A 21,042-nucleotide genomic window follows, 5' to 3' on the forward strand; every position below is an offset into this window, starting at 1 on the left:
AAACTATTGGAGATCACATGACACCCGAAGAGATCGCCGCCCTCGGCGTCAGCACCGACCTCGTCACCGCTGCCCGCGCCCTCGGCGTCAGCAAGTCCAGCGCGTACGCCGCAGCGCGGAGCGGCACGTTTCCCGTCCGCACGATCCGGGTCGGTTCGCGGTACGTCGTCCCGACGGCCGAACTGAAGGCTGCTCTCGGTCTCGCGGCATCAGCATGACCTCAACCGTGAACCGCTACCAGCGCCTCGACGAGTACAGCGATCTGGGCCTCGGCGCCGACGAGGTCGGTACCCGTCGATTCACCCGACCGTGCGAGCGGGTCGATCCGGACGCCGAGGCCTCGCGCGTGGCCGTCGACAGCTCGCGCGTCGAGGTAGGAGACCCGTCCGGGATGGACCTCGACTCGATGTTCGCCGCGATCGACGACGGCCAACGAGCGGACCTCGAATCCGAGATCGCCGAGGGATGGCGCGAATGGGAGACGATGCCCGCCGGCGCCGACCGCGACGCGTTGCGCGACCACATCTGGGCGATGGAAGACCGCGCCGACGCCATCACCACCGAAGACTCCCGGGCCGACCGGCCCGGAGATGGAAGCGGCCTCGGCGGTGCGCCAACACCGTTTTCCGAGGCCCGAGTTTCCAACCCCCACCAAGAGGAAGAGAACTACTGATGAGGAAGACTACTCGCCCCGGCCGACAGTCCGCACCCCCCGTCGTTCGAACGGTTACACCTCTGGCGGCCGACGACGACCTCGTGCTCGATGTCCTGCACGACGCGCTCGCCGTGATCGAGCCCGAGACGATCGCCGATCTGCTCGAGCTCGCGGACCTGGCGCTCGATGTCGACCGCGGTGCACTCACGCTGCAGACGGCGGTGGTCGTATGACTCACGACGAAGGGTGGCACACCCGGCTCGTCAGGCCCACGGCGTTCGACGCGATCCGCGACTTCGTGCAGGTCCGCGTCGACGGCGACGAACCGGTGTTCCGGTTCCGCGACGGGCGCCTCTGGAAATCAGCCTGCTGGATCAAGGTGTGGGACGACGGCCGCGTCCTGGTCGTAGCCGAGAAGCACCTCACAGCGCGGCAATTCCGCGTCGTTGCCGGTCTCGCCGAGGAGTACTGGCGGGGCGGACCGGCACAGTGCCGCGTCGAGCGGTGGCGCCGAATCCGCAAGTGCAAGAACCGTCCCGTCGGTTCGTGGTGCTCGGACTTCTGGGTTGTCGCCGACCGACACGAACCGGGACACGCCGCCGCACACGCCGACCACGCGTTGGTCGTCCAGTCCGCCGATCCCGGCCACCTGGATTCGACCGCGGAGCAGTACTCGACCGGTCGTCGTAGCGCGGGAGTGCCGTGACCGACACGATCGCAATCACCTGACGAACCGCCCTGCGGTGGCCGGGCTTTCGGGCCTGCCACCGGCCACCGCAGGGCACCCCATCCCTACCGACGACAGGAGACCGGGTGTGGACCCGACACCATTCACAGACGACGATCCGGCAGGCCCGCCGACACGAAGGCACCTGCGACCGGTGAACGACGACTACGACGCCCTCGTGTTCAACGAGCACGGCCGCGCCGGCATCGGCAGGTATCAGTGGGAGCGCTGGGTCAAGCGGATCGGTATGCCGCAGACAGTGAAGCTCGTCGCGATGATTCTCGCGACGTACGCCGACGGCCGCGGCGAAGGCGTGCGGCCGTCGGTTATCCGCGTCGCGCTCGAAGCTGGCGTCTCTGATCGGACCATCAACCGGGCCATGAGGACACTGCACGGTCACGGACTGATCGAGCTTGTGCGCCAGGGCGCGCGGCGCCACGGTGGCGAACCGAACGAGTATCGACTCACGATTCCGGACGACGTGCTCGATCGCTGCCAACTTGATCCGGACGGCCGACGGATCGGCGGCGGCGATGTCTAGGCGACACGGGTGTCGTTCAGAACCGGCTTTCCAGACGACACGGGTGTCGCCTAGAAACGGATTCCAACTGACACGGGTGTCGCTCAGAACCGGCTTTCTAACCGACACGATTGTGTCGCTTAGAAATACGATCCCGGGCGGCTTCCAACCGACACCGGGGACCGTTCTAACCGACATCTGGCGTTTTCTAACCGACACCGGTGACCGTTCTGACCGACATAGCTGTGTCGCACGACCAACCAGACCAACCACTAAGACCATCCATAGACCAACGAGTGGTTGCGTTTTCGGGGGACGTTGCGTCGCGCGCAAGATCGGCGGCGTGCAATGACTCCCCGACTCGACCGGACCGGCGAACCGATCGACGACGAGGGCCCGACGCTGCCCGCCCACGACCCCGCCTGTGACGCCGGCTGGATCGGCGGCCGCGACGCCGACCATCCCCGCCCGTGCCTGCAGTGCCGGCCCCACCTCCGGCAGCTCGCCGACGTCGCCGACTGCACACCCGAACCCCGCCCAGGAGACCCGCGATGAACCACCCCACCGACCGCCGGCACCAGGACGAGCACCAGTGCCACCCTCATGGCCTGTGCTGCCGTCTGCTCGACCCGCACACCCGCGTACCCCTCGGCCCGTACGGCGCCCCCGGCGTCGAGGTCGCCGAAAGCGTCGACGGGTTCGGCGACCGCCAGCTCTGGATCGTCCAGACGGCCCACATCGGCGCAGCTGTCGACCACGGAAACCCGAAGCCCGACCACGAGAACCGCGGCCGGCTCCCTGCCGAGATCCGAGACCGGATCTGGGGATCGGCGCTGCGCTGTGGTCGACCGACCACCGCCGGCCGTCCGTGCCGCGCTCGCGTGGCCGAACCCGGCACAGCGTGCCCGTCCCATCGGGAGGTTTGCCGATGAGTCCCATCATCACCGCGGACGAGCTGACCCGCGTGCACCTGTCGCTCGTCGCGCTCCTGGCCGAGGACCGGCGCGACGACGCACGAGCGCTGCTGAAGACGCTCGACGCCGAGACCGAAGCAGCGATGTGGGCGCGCAGCCTGTTCGACACGCTGCTACTGGCCACCGCGCTCGCCGCGACCCTCGGCGTCGAGGACCTACCCGCGTGGTTGCGCGACTTCGGCCGCAGCGACGGAGAACCGTCGTGAGGGCGGAGCCACCTTTTTCCCGGCGCCGGGAAAAAGGTCACCGGCGCCGGGGACCTTTCGAGAGCGCCCCAGAGCTTTTCGGTGGCGTCACCGAAAAGACCACGACGTCGGAAGTAGATGAGTCGTGAGAGTCCACGGCCACACCGCGCCCGCCCGGGTCCGCCGAGTCGACGCCGACCGGCCGATCCAGTTCCGAGTGGGATCGCTGCTCGTCTCGATGACCGACCACGAAGCCCTCGACCTCGCCGACCAGCTCGTCGACGCCGCAGAAGGAGACCCCACGTGAACGAACACGCCCCGGACGACTTCCCCGAGCGCGACCTCGCGGTCGTCCACCGCGAACGGCGCATCGAACGTGCCGTCGTCATGGCGGTGCTGCACGGCTACGAACGCCAGAACGTCGGCTACAACGAAGCGATCGCCGACCTCGCGCTCGTCGAGCACGCAACCATCGCCGAGATCGTCGGCACGCTGTGGTGGGCGCTCGAACGCGTCGGCCGCGACGGCGGACCCGACCTCCTACGCCAACACCTCCTCCTCCTGACCGGGATCCCGAATGCCGACGATTGAACCCATCACCGGTGTCCTGCTGGGCGTCGACGAGGCCCGGGTCCTGGCCGAAGCGCTCGACGTGTTCGTCGAGGTCCTGGCCGAACGCGGCTCACAACCGACCGCCAAGCTCGACGACCTCCGACACCGCCTGTCTCGCGCAAACACTCGCGTTTCAACGTCCAACACTCGCGTCCACGCGAGAGAAGTAGCGCCGCAACCAGATTCGGGTGTACACCTCGGATATGAGCTCATCGACACCGCCCGCGCCGCGGCAATCCTCGGGATCTCACCCGACGGCGCCCGCGACCTCGCGCGCCGGGGGACGCTACCGGCTACACAAGCCGGCGGGCGGTGGCTATTTGCGGCGGCTGCCGTCGTCGCCCGCGCCGACCAACGCGGCCACCCCACCCCCCAAAGTCTTGAAAGGGGGGCCTCGCGCGCCACTCCCCGGTGAGTGGGATTTTTTTGCGCGCGACCCCAGAATTGCCGGGGCGCACCGTGGGTGAGGTCGAGCGGATCCGCGATGTCGAGCTCGCGAAGGTCGGTGAATGGGGCATCTCGACCGGCGACTGGACCGTCACTCGCGAGGACCTACGCTCGGCCGTCGAGGCGCACCGCGCCGGCGTCCTGCGCAAGCCCGTGATCAAGCTCGGACACGTCGACGACCGGTTCGACGGCCAGCCCGCATTCGGGCACATCGAGAACCTGCGGCTGGCCCACGGCGGCGACACCCTCGTCGGGGACCTCGTCATGCCGGCGTGGCTGGCCGCCGCGGCGCCGATGCACTACCCCGACCGGTCCGTCGAAGCGCTGCAGGGATTCCGGGCCGCCGACGGCCGGACGTGGCCGCTGGTGCTGACCGGCGTCGCGCTCCTGGGCGCCACCGCCCCCGGCATCGACACCCTCACCTCGTTGCAGGACCTCGTCGCTGCCTCGACCGCGCGGATCACGCTGCGCCCCCGAACGCCTGCCAGGAACACCCACACCGTCCTCGTCGCGGCCGCCCGACGCCGCCGCGCCACCCGAAAGGCGCCCTGAATGTCGACCACCATCGCCAACCCCCGCGTGTACGCGCCCGGGGCCGACGTCACCGCCGAGGCCACGGCCGCGGTGACCGCCCGCCGATTCGTCGGCATCTCCGGTAGCCGCGTCACCGGCGGGAACCTCGCCGTTGCGCACGCCACCGCCGCCGGCCGCTCGTTCGGCGTCGCCAAGCACGACGCCAACACGGGTGAGCTCGTCGGCGTCGCCCGCGACGGCGTCGTCCTCGTCCGGGCCGCCGCGAACATCGCCGCCGGCGCCGACGTCGAGGTCGGCACCGCCGGCCAGGCCATCACCAAGACCAGCGGGGTGGCCGTCGGCTACGCCGTCACCGCCGCCGCGTCGGGAACCGACGCCGAAATCGCGCTGATCTGACAGGAGACCACCGATGCCCAACGCACTGATCCCCGAACTCAACGGCCGCCGACTCACCGTCGACACCGCACTCAGGACGCCGAACGTCATCCGCAACCAGATCGCGAAGCTCGCCGACGACCAGATCCTCCTGCCGAAGTTCTTCCACGCCCTCGGCGCGCCGGTCACCGGTGGCGGCATGCTCTACAGCGTCATCAAGGCGAGCGACTTCTACACCTCGAACATCGAGAAGCGTTCTCCCGGTAACGAATACAAGGTCGTCGAGGGTGTCGACCCCGAGCCGAAACTCGCGACCGTCGAGGACTGGGGCGGCAAGTTCCAGGTCCCCGACGAGGTCGTCCGCCGCAACGACACGAACTACCTCGACCAGCAGACCACCCAGCTCTCCAACACGATCGCCCGCAAGCTCGACACCGCCGCGATGGAAGCCGTCGCCGACGCCGCTATCGAGTCGATCGTCGGGAACAACTGGGCGACGCTGGTGATCGTCGGACCCGAGGCCGACCTCACCCCGTCGATCGCGCGGCCCACCGCCGACCTGTCCGCCGCGCAGCTCGAAGCCGACCTCGAGGAACTCGGCGTCACCCACAACCTGCTCGTCGTGCACCCCAACGAGGCCCACAGCCTGCGCACCGCGTACGGCGAAGGTCTCGACGCGATGCTCAAATCGGCCGGCGTGAAGCTGTTCTCGAACCCGCGCGTCGAGGCCAGGCGTCGCCTGGGCCGTCGAGGCCGGCGAAGTCGGCACCGTCGGTTTCGAGGCGCCGCTGACCACCGAGGTGTGGGACGACCGCTCGACCCGCTCGAAGTGGGTGCAGAGCTACGCGGTGCCCGCGTTCGCCGTCGACCGCCCATTCGCCGCCAAGAAGATCGTCGGACTCGCTGCCTGAGAGGGGCACCCGCCATGACCATCACCTTCACCGACGAGCAGACCACCCGGCTGCTCGAACTGATCGGCGCACCCGCCGACACCAGCGACGTCGAGGCGATCCTCGCCGTCATCGACGACCTCGCCAAGCAGGCCGTCGAGGCAGGCGACGACGCGAAGCCGTCCGAGATTGCCGCCGCGGCGAAGCGTCTCGGACTCGAAGCGATCGACGCTGACACCCTCACCGCGCTGCGCAACGACGCCGCCGAAGGCCGCCAGATCAAGGCTGCAGCTGCCAAGGCGAAGATCGAGGGCCAGGTCGACGACGCCATCCAGCACGGCAAGATCACCGTCGGCCGCCGCAAGCACTGGGTCGACCTCATCACCGCCGACCCCGGCATGGCCGACGTCCTCGCCAGCGTGCCCAACGAGACCGCCGTACCGCTCTCCGAGATCGGCCACGGCCAAGGCGCCGACGGCGAACCCATCGAGGAAGCCGCCTGGTTCCGCTGACCGACAGACCTCGGCGTCAAACTCACCCCGACGGCCGTAACGCTCCAGTTCCAGCCACCCAGGGGAATGCATGGCCGCGAGAGTCCCGTCCCGCCAGTGGACTTTCCAACTCGAAGACCGGCCAGCGCCGACAACCCGAGGCCCCCGGACCCTCCCAGCCCGGGGGCCTCGGCACATCGACGACACCCGCGAGAGGACCTGCCGTGCCCATCCTCCTGTCCGACGGCCGCCGGTTCTCGGCACGAATTCCGGACCCTCCCCACAATCGGATGCGCATGTGGTCGCGCGACCTCGACGACCTCGGCCACATCGACAGGGCGGACGCCATCGTGGGCTGGCGCCTGTGGTGGCTCCTGGCGAAGTCCGATCAATGGGGACTCGCCGAGGCCAAGCTCACCTCGGCGCTCGACGGCCAGCCGATGTTCGAATCGCTGCCCGCAGAGTGCCGAACCGAGGCCGACCTCGCCGGCTGGTACGGCCGGCAACGTCAACACGCGGCCGGCGCCGACCACGAAGTGCCCGACCCCGACTGCACCTGCGGCTACTGCGTCGTGCGCGACCTCGAGGACCTCGTCGAGCTCTTCAACGACCACGAGTGGCGCACGCGCGTCGACGACCGAGCCCACACCCGCATCGGCGACCTACAGAACATCCCGATCCTCACCTACGTCTCCGCGTGGGGGGTGTGCGCCGAAGGCATGCCCTACGACCCCTGGGGGACCGCCCGCGTCCAACACTGCGCCGTCCACTACGCCATCCTCCCGGCGAGTACGAACCCCGACTGGGTCGACAACATCAGCGGATCCGGGCTCTTGAAGGTGCTCGGAACGGCGAACTTCGGCACCCTCGAAGAACGCCGGATCACCGTCCCGAGCCGCAACGGGAGGAAGAAGCGGAAGAACCGCCGGCGCTGACCCCACCCCCACCAAATATCCGACGGGGGCCGACGCCTGACTGGCCGGTGAGTCAGGAATATTTTTTGCGCGCCCCACGGTTCCTTGTGCATATTCGATGCGAAACCGTCACCGCCAGCCGCTACGGTGTCCGCATGGCGACGTCAGGGCTGGAAGTCACCTTCCACCAGGGACGAGAGCGTGCGCAGGTCATGCGGTTTACGCACACTCTCGACGAGGTCGTGCGCTCCCTGCGCGAGATCGACCAGGTCTATCTCGCACGTGCCGCGCGAGCGACGTGGGTATTGGCTTCGCTGGATCAGAAGTCGAACAGACTGGTCGTCCGTCTCGAGGCGAGCAACGTCCCCAACGGCCGCGGGGTCGCGGACATGCTGGTGCCGGCTGAAGCGTTCGTCGAGGGCGCCGAAACGCTCGCACAGGTCGCTACGGTGCCTCGGCTTTTCCGTCCGCACACCGTCACGCGTATGGCCCATCTTGCGGTTCCGAAGAGCGGTGTTCAGACCGTGTCGGTGGCCATGTACAACGGGACGCGAGGGCCCTCGGTCGAGCTTTCAGATCTCGTGCACGACAACGCGACCCGTGCGGTGCAGCCCTTCAGCATCTCCTATGGCACGGTGACTGGCCGGGTCTTCGGGGTCCGCGAGGTGCGCAAGGGGAGAGTACGACTCTCTATCAGGGATGAGCGCAACCAGACCGCGATCGAGGGTGAGATGACCGAGAAGCTGGCCGAAACCGCGCGAGAATCGTGGCGCCACAGGTTCATCCTGGGCGGCAAGATCCGGCGCAACGGACGAGGCCAGGCGATTCGAATGGACGTCGATCGACTCGAACCGATGCCCGAGGACAACAGCGGCCGGCCGACTACCGAAAGCCTTCTGGGTGCGGGAGCGTCTTGGTTCGAGAACGAGTCGGTCGACGACGCGATCGCGAAGATGCGCAATGACTAGGGCGTCGGCTCCGCCGATCGTGTACGTCGACACGAACGTGTACTGCGATCTCATCGGCAGGAACGGCGAGAAGCACAAAGACACCGGCGAGAAACGATGGAAGATCGCGAAGGCAATTTTCGACGCCGTCAACGCGGACCGCATCGTCCTTGCAGCTTCGGCGTTAGTTCAGGCCGAGGTCATGTGCCTCGGCGACTATCGAAACGGCGACCAGTCCGTCCACGATCTGGTCCGCGGTTGGTTTACAGCACGGTCCACTCTCTGGACCGACGTAGACCGCTTTCTTGCAGATGATGCCGCGAGACTCGCGCGCGTCTGGCACCCTCATCGGTTCGACCCCGAGAAGAAGCTGGGTGGGGCCGATGCCACCCACCTCGCGGCCGCGGTGCGCCTCGGGTGCAGCTTTCTCCTCACCCACGACGAAGGCTTCCCGCTCGGAATGGAGGTCGAAGGCGTCAACGTGATGCGGCCGCGCATCGTCTGGGAGGTGACCCTTGAGGACGAGCTCGCTGAGCTCGAAACCGAGGCTGCGGACACGTCTAGGGCACGCAAACCACCGGAATAGCTCACTCAGTCCGTTCCACACGTGACGGTCACAGCCGATCGACCAGCGATAACCGGAATGAGCGAACCTCGACGTCCTACCTGACTCGGCGGTTCTCAGTGAATAGGTCAGGGGTTCGATTCCCCTGGGCGGCTCCATCTCGTCTCGACCCGGTTGCGCCGCATGGCGCAGCCACTCCTCGCCCCCTTCGGGCAGCACAATCGCGCAGATGTCCCGATTTGCGTCATTCAGACGACACCATGCCACCCGTGCGTCGTCTACTATCTGATCGACAAAAGAGGGGGCCCAGGGGTGGCATCACATCGGCGCGGGACGCACCGCGCCGTCGACAACGACGGCGGCGGTCCTCTTCGACGACCCCCGGGTGTCGCCGGCACCTCCCTCACTCTCGCCGCACTTTCGCTTTTCACGGTGATCCCGACGGCAGTCGCGTCGATCAACGCCACCACCCTGGTCCACGCCCTCGCCGCACCCGCCACTGTCCAGGTCGCTGCGCAGCAACTCACCACCCTGCTCGGCCCGAACCCGGCCCCGCCGTCCGTCGTCGTGAACACCACGCCGCACACGCCTGCCGTATCGCTGCCGACCGACCCCGGCGCGGCCATCGCGCGCGAACTGCCTGTCGCCGGCGCGCCTCGGATACTGGTCATCGACCACCCGCAGTCAGTCGGTCCGATCATCGCCAGCGGCCCCATGACCCGCACCGTGTTGTCGACGGAGCTCGACGACGAGACCAAAGAGCGTGCGGTGCAACAGAACTTGGCGGTGATGACCGTCATCGCCGGACTGGACGCGAACAGCCCGTTCGTCGTCTACACCGGCGACCCCCAGGCCTCCGGCGGCCCGGGCGAGACCGACGGCAACACCAGCCTGACGCCTCCACCTCCGACCGACACCGATGGACCGGTCATCGTCCTGGTGTCGGATCCGCGGGGGCCGTGGAGCATCCGGGTCTGGCTCGAGACCATCCCGCTCGTCTCCGCGCTCCTGAAGTCACTGGGTCGAGACAGCGGTACCCCGCGAACCGACTCGCCTGTCGAGACGCCACGCACCGATCCCGACCCCCGCGGCGAGTCGGGCACCACGGAACCGCCGCGCGGCCGGCCCATCGAGCCGAACACCGGGACTCGCGAGACCGAGACCTCCTCTGACGGGGGTTCCGATGTCGAGTCGCCTCGGGGAGAAGTGGAACCACGGCGGGTGGATCGAGAGACGGTGCACGACACCGATGTCGACAGCAGTGCGGACACGCCGACCGAGCGCGAGGACGGTGGCGCCGACCCCGATACCGACTCGCAGTCGGGTGAGCAGGTCGACGACAGCCGGCCCGGTGAGTCCGGCGACCCGGGGTCGGGAGATCCGGCGGGTGGCAGCGGTTCGGGATCGGACCACGACTCCGACTCGAGTGACCGTTCCGATGGCGACAATTCCGGCAGCGAGTCGGCGGATTCCACCGCCTAGTTCATCGTCGGCCTCAGAACACGCACGCGAGTGGCCCGGCCGAGTCCGCGGACAACGGCGAGGCGAGCATCACCGGCCCCTGGGCCATGAATCGCGGTGTGGCGCCGCGATGTTCGTCGGCCGCGTGCACCGTGAACGGATGGACCACGTAGACGTCACCCGGGTTGCCGGTCGCGAAGGCAATCGGGCGGTCACGGCTCGCCGCTTCGACCGACGGGCCGACGTCGAACGGACTCTGCCCGTCGTCGGTGAGGACATCGACGGCATCGCGGTGCGATCCCAGCCGAATTCGGGTCGGCGCATCGGTCGGCCCGACCTCGGACAGCAGGGTCAGGATCAACACGGTATGGGGGCGTCGGCTCACCACCCATGACCCGTCCTCGCGCGGCGTGTTGGCGTCGATGTGCCAGCCACGGTCATCGACCGTCGGCGGCAGCGGAAAACGGACCGGGATGTTGCCCAGGGCGCCCCGGGGCGTCCACCCACCGACGCCGCAGATCGCGTCGAGCGCCTCGGTCAGCTCCGCGCTGTTGGCGAGCACTCCGAATGGGCCGGCGCCCACCATGTCCGACGCCCAGCGCACCGGTTCGGTCCAGCCCGCGGAGTCGTCCTCGGACAACCCCAGTTGCGCCCACAGACCCGCCCGCGCACGGTCTGCCGCGCTCCGCAATGACGGACGCTCGATCTTGACGAAGCCGTTCTCGATGAAGGTCTCGGCGATGGACGGGTTGGGGTCGGCCATCGTCGCAGCGTCGCATCGATCACGTTCCGGCGCGAGCGGTTTTCCCATCCGGCCCGGCCGTCATGAGCGAACGCCGTCGTTGTCACCCTGACGAACGATGCACAGTCGACGGGAATCGACGCCCGATCGACGAGAAACGACGCACGATCAACGGGAATCGACGCACGATCAACGCAGAGCTTGGTCGATCAGGATCTCGGCGGCGGCGCGCGCGTCGTCGGCAGCCCGGACCGAGCCGGCGATCGCCGCCGTGGTCTGCGCGCCCTCGGCGAGGATCGACAGCTGCGCGCCGAGGCCGTCGGGCGCGCCCAACTCGGCGACCAGGCCGGCGACATACTGTTGGAAGTCGGCCTTCTGGGCGCGAACCGCCGCGGCGACCGACGGCATCTCGGCACCGAGCTCGCCGTAGGCGTTGATGAACGCGCACCCGCGGAACTCGTCGGTGCCGAACCACTCGAGGAGGAAGTCGAACACGGCGAGGAGCTTGTCCCGAGGCGCCGAGAGGCCGTCCGCACACGCGGCGATCCCGGCGTTCCACTGCCGGGTGCGGTCCTCGAGCACGGCGAGGATCAGCGCCTCCTTCGAGGGGAACATCGAATAGATCTTCTTGAGCGACACCCCCGCGGCATCGCGAACCTTGTCCATCCCGACAGCGTGGACGCCGTGCGCGTTGAACAGCTGGTCAGCGGCACGGACCACCTGCTCTCGCGGGTCCACTGTGTCGGTCACCCGGAACTCCTCTTCAGCCGGTTCCCACGCAGGGGTTGCGCGGGGAACGATCGTTCTCTAGTGTAGCAATCACCGGCGAGAACGACCGTTCTCCCGCCCGCCGCACCGATCCCGATCTCGATCGGTCGCCTCAGCAGAGAGAAGTGATCGCAAATGGGCTACATCAAAGTCGGCACCGAGAACTCGACCGACATCGAGCTGTACTACGAAGATCACGGCGCAGGCCAGGCCGTCGTGCTGATCCACGGCTACCCGCTCGACGGCAACAGCTGGGAGCTGCAGGCGCGCGAGCTCATCGACGCCGGCTACCGCGTGATCACGTACGACCGTCGCGGATTCGGAAAATCCAGCAAGGTCGGCACCGGTTACCACTACGACACCTTCGCCGCGGACCTCGACACCGTGCTGACCACGCTCGACCTCCGCGACGTCATCCTGGTCGGATTCTCCATGGGCACCGGCGAACTCGCCCGCTACGCCAAGAACCACGGCACGGACCGCATCGCGAAGTTCGCGTTCCTGGCCTCGCTCGAGCCGTTCCTGGTCAAGACCGACGGCAACCCCGAAGGCGTCGACCGTTCCGTCTTCGAGGGCATCGCCGCGGCGGCCAAGGAGAACCGCTACGCCTGGTACACCCAGTTCTACAAGGACTTCTACAACCTCGACGACAATCTCGGCACCCGCATCACGCAGGAGGTCGTCGACGCGAACTGGAACACCGCCGTCAGCAGCGCACCGGTCGCCGCCTACGCGGTCGTCCCCACCTGGATCGAAGACTTCCGCGAAGATGTTGCTGCCGTTCGCGACTCGGGCAAGCCGACGCTGATCCTGCACGGCACCGCGGACAACATCCTGCCGATCGATGCCAGCGGACGGCGTTTCCACCAGGCCGTCCCGGACGCCGAGTACGTCGAGATCCCCGACGCCCCCCATGGCCTGCTCTGGACTCACGCCGCCGAGGTGAACGAGGCGCTGCTGGGGTTCGTTCAGAAGTGAGCGCCCCGGGGTGGGTTCAGCAGCGAGCACACCCTCAGTGAGCAGGACGGCCGCCGGATGGTTTCCCATCCGGCGGCCGTTTGGCGTCTGAGCCCTACCGGGCGTCGCCCTCGACGTGGGCCGCGCCCTCGGCGGTCTCGTCGGACGCGTCCGTGTCCTTGTTGTCGGCGAGGGGGTCGTAACCCGGCACACCCTCGAGCACCGTCAGTTCCTGATCGATGGCAGCCGAGACGGCCTTGGCATCTTCCTTGATCTTGCGGATGAAGTCCGACATCGTCTGCTCCTCGCTCATAGTCCGGTCGCGGCGCGACCATGAACTCATGATAGGTCCCGGCGCTCGTCGCCTTTCGGCGATCACGAACGAGCGCGACCGGATCAGTCCCGGAACATGGCCTCATACGACGACGCCAAGGCCGGGTAGTAGGCATCCCAGTCGACCTCGGCGACACTGCGGCCCCCCTCGGCTGCGACCAGACGATCGAGGTAGTACTCCCACCCTGGACCAACGTTCTCGGCCGAGTCCGGTCTCGGTAACCCCTGCGCAAAGGTGAGAGTGGTTGTCCCATCGGCTTCAATGAGATCGAGCTCCAGCCGCCAGACATCGCCGTCACCGTCGCCGCCGGGCGACTTCGACTCGACGACGAGCCGACGCGGCGGATCGCACTCCAGGATCGAGAACCGTTCGGACTCCACGTCGTCCCCTTCGGCGGTCATCCGGAAGTCGACGACACCGTCGGCCGGATCTCCCGCCCACGTGCCGATCCACCGCTCGAGCCGGGACGGTTCGGTGATCGCCGCCCACACCGCGTCGACAGGCGCGGTGAAGGTGCGCTCCAGTACGACGTGGGGCACACCGGCCCGGATCTCTCGACGGCCCGTGGCCGTGACGTCGGCGCTCATCCTGTCTCCTCGTGTCGCTTGATCGAATCTGTAAGTGAGGGAGCGGAATCGAGCGATTCGGCATCAGCCTCGGGTTTGCCGCGTTCGCGCACGGTGCGTCGCACCTCGAGGTCGAGCGCATCGAGATGGCGATCGTCGAATCTCGGCTCGACGACCTCCGAGCCCGCAACCTCCGAGTTCGCAACCTCCGAGTCCACGGCGTCGAGCCAGGCCCGAACCGGGGCAAGCGCACCAGGTGCGAGTTCGTAGTGTCGCTCGCGCCCCTGATCGACGACGGTCGTCATGCCGGCCTCACCCAGCACCCGGAGGTGTCGCGAGATCGCGGGCCGGCTGATCGGGTGGTCGGCCGCGAGGTCGACGACACGCGCCGGGCCTCGAGCGAGCCGCTCGATGAGGGCTCGACGCACCGGATCGGCGATCGCCTCGAACTCATCCACACCCCATTGGTAACATACGAGTTACCAATGCGGGAAGTGCCTACGTTCGAATCGGACGCGCGAGCGCCAGCCCGATCCGCGCGACCATGTCGTCGACGGCGAACTTCGGCTTCACGTTCATGTCGAGGGCCTCACGGCAGGCGAGTACCGCCTCGACGCACTGCAGCAGCTGCTCGGGCCTGGCGTAGCCGGCGAGCGGGTTCGCGAGGTCGTCGGCCTTGTCCGGGTGCATCGCGGTGACCTGCGCGCCCACCCCGACGACGAGTGCGTCGCGGAACAGCGCGGCGAGGTCGACGAGCGCGCGGTCGAGGACGTCGCGGCCGACGCGCGTGGCCCGCGACTTCTGCCGCTTCTCCAGTTCTTTGAGCGCGCCGGCACTACCGCGAGGCATCCGCGCAGTGCCCTTGCCGGTACCGCCCGCACCGAGCGCGGTCTTCATCTCCTCGGTCTCGGCCACGTCGAGTTCGGCACTGATCGCCTTGGCAGCCTCGTCGGCCGACCGGACCAGCTCCTCGGCTGCGGCGTACGCGGTCGAGTCCCGGGAGGCGGCACGTGCCAGCCCAAGGGCCTTCTCGCGTTGCGTGCGCGCCTCCGGGTCGGTCGCCAGCCGGCGCGCGCGACCGATGTGTCCGCCGCACACCGACGCCGCCCATCTCGCCTGCTCCGGGTCGAGGCCGTCCCGCTCGACGAGAACCCGCTCGATGTCTGCGGTCGTCGGCGTGACGAGCGCGACGTGCCGACAGCGCGACCGCAGGGTCACCGAGATGTCCTCGGGATCGACCGACGGCGCGCACAGCAGGAAGACCGTTCGTGACGGCGGCTCCTCGACGACCTTCAGCAGCGCATTCGCAGCCTGCTCGGTGAGTCGGTCGGCGTCCTCCACGATGACGATCTGCCAGCGTCCCGTCCCCGGCCGGCGGGCGGCGGCCTGGACGATGTCCCGCATGGCCCCCACGGCGAGACTCAATCCTTCCGGCACCACATGGCGGACGTCGGCGTGGGTCTTGGCCATCACGGTGACGCAGGCGCGGCACTCGCCGCAGCCGATGTTCGCGGCATCGGGCGATTGGCACTGGAGCGCCGCGGCGAAGCACTGCGCGGCCACCGACCGGCCGCTGCCCGGCGGCCCCGTGAACAACCACGAATGGGTCATCGATGCCCGCGACCATCCCGCGTCGACGGCCGGGATCTCATCGTCGGCGAGGAACAGGTCGGCCGAGGCCCCCGCGTCGAGCCTCGCCGCCAGAACCCGTGCGGCGCGCGCGGCCGCCCGCAGATCGTCGGCGATGGCCTCTTGCCCGGTCAGCCGATCGAAGACATTTGTCACAGCAACACCCTAATCCGCAGTTCGGACACGCCTGAGACACGGAACCGTGTTTAACGATTGCAAGCAGCCAGCTACCGTGGTCTCCGTGGTTCAACAACGGTCGCGGTGGTCAAAGGGCCTGCATCTGGCCCGATGGCTGATTCATACGCCGTGGCCGATTCTCGCGCTCGACATGTTGCGGGCGAATCTCGTCGGCGCACTGTTCACCTTCGCGTTCCTGCGTTTCGGCATGCCGATCCAGGATTCGATCAGCCTCGACGAGATCACCGCGCTGAACCAGGTCATCTTCGCGGCCTACCTGCTGATCGCCATGGTGATCGGCGGCTTCGCCAGCATCCAGTTGTCCCTACCGGTGCTCATCTGGCATCGGCGCCGCACCCGGCTCGACAACGAGGCCGCGCGACGCCGCGCACTCGCTCTGCCGATGCTGCTGACCGCGGTCAACGCCGCGCTCTGGGTGGTCGGCGGCACGCTGTTCACACTGGTCAACCTGACCGTGTCGTCGAAGAACGCCTTCATCGTGGCCATCGCCAGCACGATCGGCGCGATGGTGACGTGTGCGCTGAGCTACATGCAGGCGGAGAAGGTCATGCGGCCGATCACCGTCGCGGCGATGGCCAACAATCCCGACAACGCGATCGCGCCCAGTGTCACCACCCGCATCACCGCTTTTTGGGTGATCAGCGTCGTGGCGCCGATGCTCGTGATCATCGGGATGATCGTGCTCCACCGGCTCGGGATCATCGAGGCCGACTCCACCGGCCTCGAACGCCCGATCCTGTGGATGGCCATCTCCGCACTGGCGTTCAGCGTCATCGCGATCGTGCGCGTCGTGGCCGCCATCAACGATCCGATCAAACAGCTGCGCCGCGCGCAGGCCAAGGTCAGCGAGAACGACCTCAACGTCGCGGTCAAGATCTACGACGGCAGCGACCTCGGCCTGCTGCAGGCCGGCTTCAACGACATGGTCGCCGATCTGCGGGAACGTCAGCAGCTCCGCAACCTGTTCGGCCGCTACGTCGGCGAGGATGTCGCCCGGCGCGCCATCGAGACCGGCACCGAGCTGGGCGGCGAGGAGCGCTATGTCGGCGTCCTGTTCGTCGACATCGTCGGCTCGACGAGACTGGCGGTCAATCGGCCACCGCGCGAGATCGTCGAGCTGCTCAACGAGTTCTTCCGGGTCGTCGTCGGCGTCGTCGGACGCCACGGCGGATTCGTCAACAAGTTCCAGGGCGACGCGGCGCTCGCGATCTTCGGGGCCCCGCTCGACCTCGACGACTTCGCCGGCCGCGCGCTCGCCTCTGCGCGTGAGTTGCGGGCCGAGCTGTACGAGACCCTCGGTGACACCGACATCGGCATCGGGGTGTCGGCCGGCAAGGCCATCGCCGGTCACATCGGTGCCGAACAGCGACTCGAGTACACGGTCATCGGCGACCCCGTGAACGAGGCGGCCCGCCTGACCGAACTCGCCAAAGACGAGCCCACACGCGTCCTCGGGTCCGCCCGCGCGGTGTTCTTGGCGTCGCACGAGGAAGCCGAGCACTGGGAGATCGGCGAGGGCGTCGAACTCCGCGGCCGCGGGATCGAGACGCTTCTCGCGCGCCCGCATCTCGAGCCGGACCGGTCGGCCTGAGCGACGCCCCGGGCGTCACTCGGCGTCCGGGGTCGCCTTCTTCGCAGCTGTCTTCTTCGCGGTGGTCTTCTTCGCTGCCGTCTTCTTGGCGGTCGTCTTCTTCGCCGTGGTCTTCTTGGCCGCCGTCTTCTTCGCCGCCGTCTTCTTCGCCGCGGCCTTCTTGGCCGGAGCCTTCTTGGCCGCCTTTTTCGTGGCCTTCTTGGCGGGGCCGCGCGCGCGCCGATCGGCAAGCAGTTCCATCGCGCGTTCCGGCGTGATCGAGGCGACCTCGTCGCCCTTGCGCAGGCTCGCGTTGGTCTCGCCGTCGGTCACGTACGGTCCGAAGCGGCCGTCCTTGATGACCATCGGCTTGCCGCTGACCTCGTCGTCCTTGCCGAGTTCACGGAGCGGCGGTGCGGCGGCCTGCCGACCGCGACGCTTGGGCTCGGAGTAGATCTTCAGCGCCTCGTCGAGGGTGATCTCGAACAGCTGCTCCTCGGAACCGAGCGACCGCGAGTCCGACCCCTTCTTGAGGTACGGACCGTACCGGCCGTTCTGCGCGGTGATCTCGTCGCCGGACTCCGGGTCGACGCCGACGACACGCGGCAGCGACAGGAGCTTCAGCGCATCGTCGAGCGTGACCGTCGAGATGTCCATCGTCTTGAACAGCGAGCCGGTGCGCGGCTTGGGACCGGCCTTCTTCGCAGCCTTCTTCGCGGTCTTCTTGGCCGCGGGCTTCGTCTTCGTCGCCGTGCCGCCGCCCGGCGCGTCGAGCGGGACGACGTCGCCGTCGGCGGAATCGGAACCGCCGGTGCCACCGCCGGCCCCGCCATCGCGCGGGGTCGGGCCCGCGGGGATGGTCGCCGGGGTGTCGCCGTCGTCGTCATCGTCGTCCGACGGCAGGATCTCGGTCACGTACGGACCGAACCGGCCTTCCTTGGCGACGATCTCGTGGCCCGTTGCCGGGTCCGTGCCCAGCGAGCGGCCCTCTTGCGGTGTGGCGAACAGCTTTTCGGCGATCGCGAGAGTCAGCTCGTCCGGTGTGATGTCGGCGGGCAGGTTGGCGCGCTGCAGATCCGGCTCGGCGTCGGGCGATGTCGCGACATTGCGCTCCAGGTACGGCCCGAATCGGCCGACCCGCACGTAGATCGGACGCCCTTCCTCGTCGTTGAACAGGCGGATCGAGTTGACCTGCCGGGCGTCGATCTCTTCGAGGTTGACGCCGACGAGCTTCTTGAGTCCGCCGTACTGCGCGATCGCCGAATGGGCGGAACGGTTCTCGCCGTCGGCACCCGGGTGGTCATCGCCGAAGTAGAACTCCGTCAACCACTTCGTCCGGTTCTCGTTGCCGGTCGCGATCTGGTCGAGGTCGTCCTCCAGGGTCGCGGTGAAGTCGTAGTCGACGAGGCTCTGGAAGTACGCCTCGAGCAGCCCGACGACCGCGAAGGCGATCCACGACGGCACGAGGGCATTGCCCTTCTTCACCACGTAGCCGCGGTCCTGGATGGTGCCGATGATCGAGGCGTAGGTCGACGGGCGGCCGATGCCGAGTTCCTCGAGCACCTTCACCAGCGAGGCCTCGGTGAAGCGTGCGGGCGGGTTGGTCGAGTGACCGTCCGCGGTCAGGTCGGTCGCCGTCAGCGACTGGCCCTCGGTCAGCTGCGGGAGCCGGTTCTCGGCGTCGTCGGCCTGGCCGCCGCTCTGCTCGTCCACCGTCTCGACATACGCCGACAGGAAGCCGGGGAAGGTGATCGTGCGGCCCGACGCGGCGAACGTCGCGCGCTCTCCGCTGGAGGCAATCCCCGCGATGCGCAGGCTCAGCGTGGTGCCCTTGGCATCGGCCATCTGCGAGGCGACGGTGCGCTGCCAGATCAGCTCGTAGAGGCGGAACTCGTCGGCCTCGAGCTGCCCGGCGACCTGGCCGGGGGTACGGAAGGTCTCGCCGGCGGGCCGGATCGCCTCGTGCGCCTCCTGAGCGTTCTTCACCTTGCGGGTGTACTGCCGGGGCGTCGGATGGACGAAGTTGTCGCCGTAGAGCTCGCGGGCCTGCGCGCGGGCGGCGTTGATCGCCGACTCGCTCAGGCTCGTCGAGTCGGTACGCATGTAGGTGATGAAGCCGTTCTCGTACAGGCGCTGCGCGATCCGCATCGTGCGGTCAGAGGTGAAGCGCAGCTTCCGGCCGGCCTCCTGCTGCAGCGTCGAGGTCATGAACGGCGCATACGGACGACGCGTGTAGGGCTTCTCCTCGACCGACGTCACGGTCATCGCCGCGCCCCGCAGACCGGCCGCCAGCCCCTCGGCGCGGTCGGCGTCGAGCACGATCACCCCGTCGGACTTCTTCAGCGCACCCGTGGACTCGAAGTCGCGGCCGGTGGCGACCCGGGCATCGTCGACGTTGACCAGCCGCGCCTTGAAGGTCTGGGGGTTGCCGACACCGGCATCTGCGTCGGCATCCATCGTCGCCGAGATGTCCCAGTACTCCGCTGACACGAACGCCATGCGCTCGCGTTCGCGCTCGACGATGATCCGCGTGGCCACCGATTGCACGCGGCCTGCCGACAGCTTCGGCATGACCTTCTTCCACAGCACCGGCGACACCTCGTAGCCGTACAGGCGGTCGAGGATGCGTCGGGTCTCCTGCGCGTCGACGAGGTCGATGTCGAGGTCACGCGGATTCTCCGCGGCCGCCCGGATGGCCGGTTCGGTGATCTCGTGGAACACCATGCGCTTGACCGGGATCTTCGGCTTGAGCGTCTCGAGGAGATGCCAGGCGATCGCCTCCCCCTCGCGGTCACCGTCGGTGGCGAGGTAGAGCTCGTCGACGTCCTTCATCAGGGACTTGAGTTCGCTGACGGTGGACTTCTTGTCGGGCGACACCACGTACAGCGGCTCGAAGTTCTCGTCGACGTTGACCCCGAGACGGGCCCACGGCTGACCCTTGTACTTGGCCGGCACGTCGGCGGCGCCGCGCGGGAGGTCGCGGATGTGCCCGCGGGAGGACTCCACCACATAGTTCGACCCGAGGTAGCCGGCGATCTTGCGGGCCTTGGTCGGCGACTCGACGATCACGAGGCGTCGGGTGGCCCCACTCGAGCGGGATGCGGTGCTGGTCTCTGCCACCGGGGCGTCCTTTGGTTGACTGGGTGGAGAACGTTCCTGCGTGTCAGTTCAGGTGTGTTCGATGGGTTTGTACCTTATGTATAGCGCCGTTTGCACATCTGAATTCCGCGCCGGACCCCAGCGAGCGACGGATCCGCCGGCACTTTGACACGTTCTACCAGTTCAGAGCCTCGAGTGTGGGATGGCTAATGCTCGTCCACCGGCGGCCAGTCCGCGACGGCCTCGGCGCAGGGCGGCACTCCGACGTACTCGTGCAGGCGCGACAGTCGCCGATGGCCGGCGATCCGCAGTGCCGGCGAATGCCCACGCGTACCGACCAGGGTGGGCGCGATGCCGACACGCATCAGCGCGGTGGCGAGCGCGGCGTGCGACTCCGGGGCGTGCGGATCCAAACCGAGCTGGTAGCGACCGTCGTCCAGGTGGCCTGCGGCGATGACCCACAGACGCAATGCCCGGTAACTCGGAACCCAGCCGGACGGCATCGCCTTCACCGCTCCCGCCGACCATGCCTTGTGCAGCGGGTCCAGTTCATGACAGGAGGCGGTGCGTGCCAGTGGAGTGCCCTCGTCCGACGCCGTCGACTCGGCGTCGAGTCCGGCCGCACGCATCTCGACGACGATCTGCTCGGCCCGCCAGCGGTCGGCCACCACGATCGAGACCCGCGTACCGGTTTCGGAGCGGACGGACTGTCCGTGCGCCGCGAGCAACCCCGCGAGATCGGCGTACGCGGGCTGTTCGGTCTCGGCAGAGAAAAACGACAACTGGCCCACGAGTCGAGACTAGTGGTGTGTCTCGGAAACCGGTGGGAGGTTTCCCAGGGAGCAATCGGTGATCGGCACGACGAAGGAGGAGGTATGGGAG

General features: G+C 68.0%; 28 protein-coding genes. 20 read left to right on the top strand and 8 right to left on the bottom strand.

What is annotated here, in order from left to right; genetic code table 11:
* Positions 1 to 17: 17 nt before the first annotated feature.
* The 18 genes from ABIC25_RS10745 (at position 18) to ABIC25_RS10830 (ending at position 10,318) form a co-directional block, all read left to right on the top strand.
* Positions 18 to 218 carry a helix-turn-helix domain-containing protein gene (locus tag ABIC25_RS10745; RefSeq protein WP_317736518.1) on the top strand — a complete coding sequence of 67 codons (201 nt, stop codon included), beginning with the start codon at positions 18 to 20 and terminating at the stop codon, positions 216 to 218.
* Positions 215 to 673: a hypothetical protein gene (locus tag ABIC25_RS10750; protein ID WP_354561372.1), complete on the top strand. Its 459-nt coding sequence runs from the start codon at positions 215 to 217 to the stop codon at positions 671 to 673. Before ABIC25_RS10745 ends, ABIC25_RS10750 begins: the two co-directional genes overlap by 4 nt.
* Complete coding sequence (locus tag ABIC25_RS10755; RefSeq protein WP_354561373.1) at positions 673 to 888, top strand: hypothetical protein; 216 nt, start codon at positions 673 to 675, stop codon at positions 886 to 888. The genes ABIC25_RS10750 and ABIC25_RS10755 overlap by 1 nt, the downstream gene beginning before the upstream one ends.
* Positions 885 to 1,361 (top strand): hypothetical protein, encoded by a 477-nt coding sequence (locus ABIC25_RS10760; RefSeq protein WP_354561375.1) that lies wholly within the window; start codon positions 885 to 887, stop codon positions 1,359 to 1,361. The genes ABIC25_RS10755 and ABIC25_RS10760 overlap by 4 nt, the downstream gene beginning before the upstream one ends.
* Positions 1,362 to 1,536: 175 nt before the next feature.
* Complete coding sequence (locus ABIC25_RS10765) at positions 1,537 to 1,923, top strand: helix-turn-helix domain-containing protein (protein ID WP_354561376.1); 387 nt, start codon at positions 1,537 to 1,539, stop codon at positions 1,921 to 1,923.
* 327 nt (positions 1,924 to 2,250) lie between these two features.
* A complete protein-coding gene (locus tag ABIC25_RS10770; protein ID WP_354561377.1) occupies positions 2,251 to 2,457 on the top strand; it encodes a hypothetical protein in 207 nt (68 codons plus the stop codon).
* The gene (locus ABIC25_RS10775; RefSeq protein WP_354561378.1) at positions 2,454 to 2,834 is read left to right on the top strand and encodes a 2EXR domain-containing protein; all 381 of its coding nucleotides are present in this window, start codon (positions 2,454 to 2,456) and stop codon (positions 2,832 to 2,834) included. Before ABIC25_RS10770 ends, ABIC25_RS10775 begins: the two co-directional genes overlap by 4 nt.
* Complete coding sequence (locus ABIC25_RS10780; protein WP_354561379.1) at positions 2,831 to 3,082, top strand: hypothetical protein; 252 nt, start codon at positions 2,831 to 2,833, stop codon at positions 3,080 to 3,082. The genes ABIC25_RS10775 and ABIC25_RS10780 overlap by 4 nt, the downstream gene beginning before the upstream one ends.
* A gap of 124 nt (positions 3,083 to 3,206) precedes the next feature.
* Positions 3,207 to 3,368, top strand: a complete 162-nt coding sequence (locus tag ABIC25_RS10785) for a hypothetical protein (protein ID WP_354561380.1) — start codon at positions 3,207 to 3,209, stop codon at positions 3,366 to 3,368.
* Entirely contained in the window at positions 3,365 to 3,652 is a 288-nt protein-coding gene (locus tag ABIC25_RS10790) for a hypothetical protein (protein WP_354561382.1), read from the top strand. The genes ABIC25_RS10785 and ABIC25_RS10790 overlap by 4 nt, the downstream gene beginning before the upstream one ends.
* The gene (locus ABIC25_RS10795; RefSeq protein ID WP_354561383.1) at positions 3,639 to 4,088 is read left to right on the top strand and encodes a helix-turn-helix domain-containing protein; all 450 of its coding nucleotides are present in this window, start codon (positions 3,639 to 3,641) and stop codon (positions 4,086 to 4,088) included. The genes ABIC25_RS10790 and ABIC25_RS10795 overlap by 14 nt, the downstream gene beginning before the upstream one ends.
* Positions 4,089 to 4,132: 44 nt before the next feature.
* Positions 4,133 to 4,672: a hypothetical protein gene (locus tag ABIC25_RS10800; protein ID WP_354561384.1), complete on the top strand. Its 540-nt coding sequence runs from the start codon at positions 4,133 to 4,135 to the stop codon at positions 4,670 to 4,672.
* Positions 4,673 to 5,050: a capsid cement protein gene (locus ABIC25_RS10805; protein WP_354561385.1), complete on the top strand. Its 378-nt coding sequence runs from the start codon at positions 4,673 to 4,675 to the stop codon at positions 5,048 to 5,050. It abuts the gene before it with no gap.
* Positions 5,051 to 5,063: 13 nt separating this feature from the next.
* Entirely contained in the window at positions 5,064 to 6,431 is a 1,368-nt protein-coding gene (locus ABIC25_RS10810) for a major capsid protein (RefSeq protein ID WP_354561387.1), read from the top strand.
* Positions 6,432 to 6,634: 203 nt separating this feature from the next.
* Complete coding sequence (locus tag ABIC25_RS10815; RefSeq protein ID WP_354561388.1) at positions 6,635 to 7,345, top strand: hypothetical protein; 711 nt, start codon at positions 6,635 to 6,637, stop codon at positions 7,343 to 7,345.
* A 134-nt stretch (positions 7,346 to 7,479) separates the two neighbouring features.
* Positions 7,480 to 8,292: a hypothetical protein gene (locus tag ABIC25_RS10820; protein ID WP_354561390.1), complete on the top strand. Its 813-nt coding sequence runs from the start codon at positions 7,480 to 7,482 to the stop codon at positions 8,290 to 8,292.
* Positions 8,285 to 8,857 carry a type II toxin-antitoxin system VapC family toxin gene (locus tag ABIC25_RS10825; RefSeq protein WP_354561392.1) on the top strand — a complete coding sequence of 191 codons (573 nt, stop codon included), beginning with the start codon at positions 8,285 to 8,287 and terminating at the stop codon, positions 8,855 to 8,857. The genes ABIC25_RS10820 and ABIC25_RS10825 overlap by 8 nt, the downstream gene beginning before the upstream one ends.
* Before the next feature lie 411 nt (positions 8,858 to 9,268).
* On the top strand, positions 9,269 to 10,318 hold the full coding sequence (locus ABIC25_RS10830; RefSeq protein ID WP_354561393.1) for a hypothetical protein: 1,050 nt from the start codon (positions 9,269 to 9,271) through the stop codon (positions 10,316 to 10,318).
* 13 nt (positions 10,319 to 10,331) lie between these two features.
* Here ABIC25_RS10830 and ABIC25_RS10835 read toward each other — a convergent pair whose 3' ends face one another.
* Both ABIC25_RS10835 and ABIC25_RS10840 read right to left on the bottom strand, forming a co-directional pair.
* Positions 10,332 to 11,060: a phytanoyl-CoA dioxygenase family protein gene (locus tag ABIC25_RS10835; protein WP_354561395.1), complete on the bottom strand. Its 729-nt coding sequence runs from the start codon at positions 11,058 to 11,060 to the stop codon at positions 10,332 to 10,334.
* A 168-nt stretch (positions 11,061 to 11,228) separates the two neighbouring features.
* Positions 11,229 to 11,789, bottom strand: a complete 561-nt coding sequence (locus ABIC25_RS10840; RefSeq protein WP_354561396.1) for a TetR/AcrR family transcriptional regulator — start codon at positions 11,787 to 11,789, stop codon at positions 11,229 to 11,231.
* Between the two features lie 153 nt (positions 11,790 to 11,942).
* On the opposite strand from ABIC25_RS10840, the gene ABIC25_RS10845 reads away from it, so the two are divergent.
* On the top strand, positions 11,943 to 12,785 hold the full coding sequence (locus tag ABIC25_RS10845; RefSeq protein ID WP_354561398.1) for an alpha/beta fold hydrolase: 843 nt from the start codon (positions 11,943 to 11,945) through the stop codon (positions 12,783 to 12,785).
* Positions 12,786 to 12,879: 94 nt separating this feature from the next.
* On the opposite strand, the gene ABIC25_RS10850 is transcribed toward ABIC25_RS10845, so the two are convergent.
* The 4 genes from ABIC25_RS10850 to ABIC25_RS10865 all read right to left on the bottom strand — a co-directional run bounded on the left by ABIC25_RS10850 (position 12,880) and on the right by ABIC25_RS10865 (position 15,449).
* On the bottom strand, positions 12,880 to 13,059 hold the full coding sequence (locus tag ABIC25_RS10850; protein WP_354561663.1) for a hypothetical protein: 180 nt from the start codon (positions 13,057 to 13,059) through the stop codon (positions 12,880 to 12,882).
* Between the two features lie 101 nt (positions 13,060 to 13,160).
* Positions 13,161 to 13,685: an SRPBCC family protein gene (locus ABIC25_RS10855; protein WP_101820988.1), complete on the bottom strand. Its 525-nt coding sequence runs from the start codon at positions 13,683 to 13,685 to the stop codon at positions 13,161 to 13,163.
* Complete coding sequence (locus tag ABIC25_RS10860; RefSeq protein WP_354561400.1) at positions 13,682 to 14,122, bottom strand: ArsR/SmtB family transcription factor; 441 nt, start codon at positions 14,120 to 14,122, stop codon at positions 13,682 to 13,684. The genes ABIC25_RS10855 and ABIC25_RS10860 overlap by 4 nt, the downstream gene beginning before the upstream one ends.
* A 40-nt stretch (positions 14,123 to 14,162) precedes the next feature.
* Complete coding sequence (locus ABIC25_RS10865; RefSeq protein ID WP_248644471.1) at positions 14,163 to 15,449, bottom strand: DNA polymerase III subunit delta'; 1,287 nt, start codon at positions 15,447 to 15,449, stop codon at positions 14,163 to 14,165.
* Between the two features lie 172 nt (positions 15,450 to 15,621).
* On the opposite strand from ABIC25_RS10865, the gene ABIC25_RS10870 reads away from it, so the two are divergent.
* Complete coding sequence (locus ABIC25_RS10870) at positions 15,622 to 17,082, top strand: adenylate/guanylate cyclase domain-containing protein (protein WP_101821047.1); 1,461 nt, start codon at positions 15,622 to 15,624, stop codon at positions 17,080 to 17,082.
* Positions 17,083 to 17,097: 15 nt separating this feature from the next.
* On the opposite strand, the gene topA is transcribed toward ABIC25_RS10870, so the two are convergent.
* On the bottom strand, positions 17,098 to 20,181 hold the full coding sequence (gene topA, locus ABIC25_RS10875; RefSeq protein ID WP_354561402.1) for a type I DNA topoisomerase: 3,084 nt from the start codon (positions 20,179 to 20,181) through the stop codon (positions 17,098 to 17,100).
* Positions 20,182 to 20,366: 185 nt separating this feature from the next.
* Complete coding sequence (locus ABIC25_RS10880) at positions 20,367 to 20,951, bottom strand: hypothetical protein (protein WP_004022111.1); 585 nt, start codon at positions 20,949 to 20,951, stop codon at positions 20,367 to 20,369.
* Positions 20,952 to 21,042 lie beyond the last annotated feature (91 nt).

The organism is Gordonia sp. PvP123 (assembly GCF_040547295.1).
GTDB classification, from domain to species: domain Bacteria; phylum Actinomycetota; class Actinomycetes; order Mycobacteriales; family Mycobacteriaceae; genus Gordonia; species Gordonia terrae.

What these genes read in the sequence shown, in the direction of transcription:
- ABIC25_RS10845 (WP_354561398.1), top strand. Translation starts at nt 11,943, where the DNA reads ATGGGCTACATCAAAGTCGGCACCGAGAACTCGACCGACATCGAGCTG.
- ABIC25_RS10755 (WP_354561373.1), top strand. Translation starts at nt 673, where the DNA reads ATGAGGAAGACTACTCGCCCCGGCCGACAGTCCGCACCCCCCGTCGTT.
- ABIC25_RS10795 (WP_354561383.1), top strand. Translation starts at nt 3,639, where the DNA reads ATGCCGACGATTGAACCCATCACCGGTGTCCTGCTGGGCGTCGACGAG.
- ABIC25_RS10810 (WP_354561387.1), top strand. Translation starts at nt 5,064, where the DNA reads ATGCCCAACGCACTGATCCCCGAACTCAACGGCCGCCGACTCACCGTC.
- ABIC25_RS10760 (WP_354561375.1), top strand. Translation starts at nt 885, where the DNA reads ATGACTCACGACGAAGGGTGGCACACCCGGCTCGTCAGGCCCACGGCG.
- ABIC25_RS10850 (WP_354561663.1), bottom strand. Translation starts at nt 13,059, where the DNA reads ATGTCGGACTTCATCCGCAAGATCAAGGAAGATGCCAAGGCCGTCTCG.
- ABIC25_RS10775 (WP_354561378.1), top strand. Translation starts at nt 2,454, where the DNA reads ATGAACCACCCCACCGACCGCCGGCACCAGGACGAGCACCAGTGCCAC.
- ABIC25_RS10820 (WP_354561390.1), top strand. Translation starts at nt 7,480, where the DNA reads ATGGCGACGTCAGGGCTGGAAGTCACCTTCCACCAGGGACGAGAGCGT.
- ABIC25_RS10855 (WP_101820988.1), bottom strand. Translation starts at nt 13,685, where the DNA reads ATGAGCGCCGACGTCACGGCCACGGGCCGTCGAGAGATCCGGGCCGGT.
- ABIC25_RS10750 (WP_354561372.1), top strand. Translation starts at nt 215, where the DNA reads ATGACCTCAACCGTGAACCGCTACCAGCGCCTCGACGAGTACAGCGAT.
- ABIC25_RS10870 (WP_101821047.1), top strand. Translation starts at nt 15,622, where the DNA reads ATGTTGCGGGCGAATCTCGTCGGCGCACTGTTCACCTTCGCGTTCCTG.
- ABIC25_RS10780 (WP_354561379.1), top strand. Translation starts at nt 2,831, where the DNA reads ATGAGTCCCATCATCACCGCGGACGAGCTGACCCGCGTGCACCTGTCG.
- ABIC25_RS10770 (WP_354561377.1), top strand. Translation starts at nt 2,251, where the DNA reads ATGACTCCCCGACTCGACCGGACCGGCGAACCGATCGACGACGAGGGC.
- ABIC25_RS10835 (WP_354561395.1), bottom strand. Translation starts at nt 11,060, where the DNA reads ATGGCCGACCCCAACCCGTCCATCGCCGAGACCTTCATCGAGAACGGC.
- ABIC25_RS10805 (WP_354561385.1), top strand. Translation starts at nt 4,673, where the DNA reads ATGTCGACCACCATCGCCAACCCCCGCGTGTACGCGCCCGGGGCCGAC.
- ABIC25_RS10745 (WP_317736518.1), top strand. Translation starts at nt 18, where the DNA reads ATGACACCCGAAGAGATCGCCGCCCTCGGCGTCAGCACCGACCTCGTC.
- ABIC25_RS10825 (WP_354561392.1), top strand. Translation starts at nt 8,285, where the DNA reads ATGACTAGGGCGTCGGCTCCGCCGATCGTGTACGTCGACACGAACGTG.